The following is a 2,061-nucleotide window of genomic DNA, read 5'->3' on the forward strand; positions in this document are numbered from 1 at the left end:
TGCCGCCTTGCCCACCCGTGCCGCCCCAGGCGGCAGACTGCCCAAGGCGGGGGAGGACCGCCCCGCCAGGGGCGCGAGCAACCACGACGTAGCGGCACTCGGCCACGCAGGAGAAGCCCCGCGGCGCGCAGCCGGACCAGCCACGAGGAAGCCGCACCGGTACACCGACAAGGAGCCCCACATGGACCAGCCGCTCAAGCGCCGCACGGCAATCGTCACGGGCGCGGCCCGCGGCCTGGGCCGAGCCGAGGCCCTCGAACTGGCCCGCCTCGGCGCGAACGTCATCGTCAACGACTTCGGCCAGCCCCGCCGGGACGGCACCGGCGCCGCCGACACCAGCCCCGCCGAACAGGTCGCGGAAGAGATCCGCGCGGCCGGCGGCACCGCCACCCCGCACACCGGCGATGTCGCCGACCACGCCCAGGCCGAAGAGCTCGTCCGGCTCGCCGTCGACACCTACGGACAGCTCGACATCCTCGTCAACAACGCCGGCATCCTGCGCGACCGCATGATCTTCTCGATGACCGAGGACGAGTGGGACTCGGTGATCCGGGTCCACCTCAAGGGCCACTACAACACCACCCACTTCGCGGCCCGCCACTGGCGCGAGCGCGCGAAGTCGACCGGCGCCCCCGCCTACGGCCGCATCGTGAACACCTCCAGCGAGGCCTTCCTCGCCGGTTCGGCCGGCCAGCCCAACTACGCGGCGGCGAAGGGCGGCATCGTGGGCCTGACCACGTCCACCGCCCTGGCCCTGGCCAAGTACGGCGTCACCGCGAACGTCATCTGCCCACGGGCCCGCACCCGGATGACGGAGGACGTCTTCGCCGGGTTCGCCGAACCGGACGAGGGACTCGACCCGCTGGCCCCCGAGCACGTCGCCCCGCTCGTCGGCTACCTCGCCTCGCCCGCCGCGGCGAACGTCAACGGACAGCTCCTCGTCGTGCACGGCGGCATGGTCGCGGTGGTCGACCGCCCGCGGGTGCAGGCGAAGTTCGACTCGGCGCACGCGACGTTCACGTACGACGAACTGGACGCCCTGCTGACCCCGCACTACAAGGACCGCCCCCCGAACGAGACGTTCGCGGCGGCCGAGGTCCTGAGCCTGAAGCGCGACTGACGGAACGGCCGCTGCACGCCGACGGGCCCGGCGACACCGAGATGTCGCCGGGCCCGTCCTCGTCCTGCACGAGCGGAGCGCTACGCCTCGTCGGCGCGCGCCCCCCGGTGGCGCCCGCGCGGCTGCGCGGGCTCACGGCTGTCCGGCCGGTCCGGCGTCGCCGCGACCGCGACAGCGCCCCGGTGCCGGCCCGAGCCGGATCGTTCCTGCTCCGCCGCCGCCTGCACCGCGACGCCCGTACCGTTGCCTTCCGTCATGGGAGAGTTCACCCCGTCACCCCGTATCCCCGTCGTCCTGAACCTTCTCGGACAAGATCTTTCCGCATGGCGCCCGGGCGTGTCTAACCGGCCGCCGTGCGTCCGCCCAGTGGCGCCTTCCCCAGGGGTACGGGGCGTGCCGCCACGGGCGCGCTCGGTGCGGGCTCGACCGGGGCGCGCGGCGCCGGCGGCTCGGGCGCGGCGACCCGGGCGAGTCCGCACGGCACGTCGTCCGTGACGTACGGCAGCGCCAGCACCCCGTCCCGCGACCAGAAGCCCGTACCGGCCAACCACCCTACCGGCGGCGGCAGTTGACTCAACCGCGACTCGCGGGGCCGCCACACGCCGAGCCACGGAACGCCCCCCTCGGGCCCGTCGACGCGCAGCGCCACCGCGCAGCCCTCCGGCAGCAGGGTCTGTCCGGGCTGTATGGCGAACGGCGTCAGCGTGCACCCCCCGAGCCGCAGTGCCTGCGGGAAGCGGATCGGCAGGGTGCTGCCCAACACGCCCCAGCCGAGGCGTGGTTCGCCCGGCGACGCGGCGTCCGAGCGGAGCAGGATCAGCCCGCTGTCGGGGTCCGCGAGCAGCAGCCGGTCCTCGCTCTCCTCGGTGATCTGCAACAGCGGCGACGCCTCGCCGGCCCGGTCCAGGTCCACCACGACGGTCTTCACCGGACCGTCCCCG

2 protein-coding genes and 1 pseudogene are annotated in these 2,061 nt (G+C 74.3%); 1 reads left to right on the forward strand and 2 read right to left on the reverse strand.

The genetic code is table 11. From position 1 onward, the window contains the following. Nucleotides 1–181 precede the first annotated feature (181 nt). Nucleotides 182–1,120, forward strand: a complete 939-nt coding sequence (locus GTW43_RS15525; protein WP_161302564.1) for a 3-oxoacyl-ACP reductase — start codon at nucleotides 182–184, stop codon at nucleotides 1,118–1,120. 80 nt (nucleotides 1,121–1,200) lie between these two features. On the opposite strand, the gene GTW43_RS15530 is transcribed toward GTW43_RS15525, so the two are convergent. Together GTW43_RS15530 and GTW43_RS15535 are read right to left on the reverse strand one after the other, a co-directional pair. Continuing rightward, nucleotides 1,201–1,377 carry a hypothetical protein gene (locus tag GTW43_RS15530; protein ID WP_161302566.1) on the reverse strand — a complete coding sequence of 59 codons (177 nt, stop codon included), beginning with the start codon at nucleotides 1,375–1,377 and terminating at the stop codon, nucleotides 1,201–1,203. 83 nt (nucleotides 1,378–1,460) lie between these two features. Beyond that, nucleotides 1,461–2,061 (reverse strand): annotated as a pseudogene (locus GTW43_RS15535) (hypothetical protein); the annotation flags it as partial.

Source organism: Streptomyces sp. SID5785, assembly GCF_009870065.1.
In the GTDB taxonomy this organism is placed as follows: Bacteria; Actinomycetota; Actinomycetes; order Streptomycetales; family Streptomycetaceae; genus Streptomyces.

What these genes read in the sequence shown, in the direction of transcription:
- GTW43_RS15530 (WP_161302566.1), bottom strand. Translation starts at nt 1,377, where the DNA reads ATGACGGAAGGCAACGGTACGGGCGTCGCGGTGCAGGCGGCGGCGGAG.
- GTW43_RS15525 (WP_161302564.1), top strand. Translation starts at nt 182, where the DNA reads ATGGACCAGCCGCTCAAGCGCCGCACGGCAATCGTCACGGGCGCGGCC.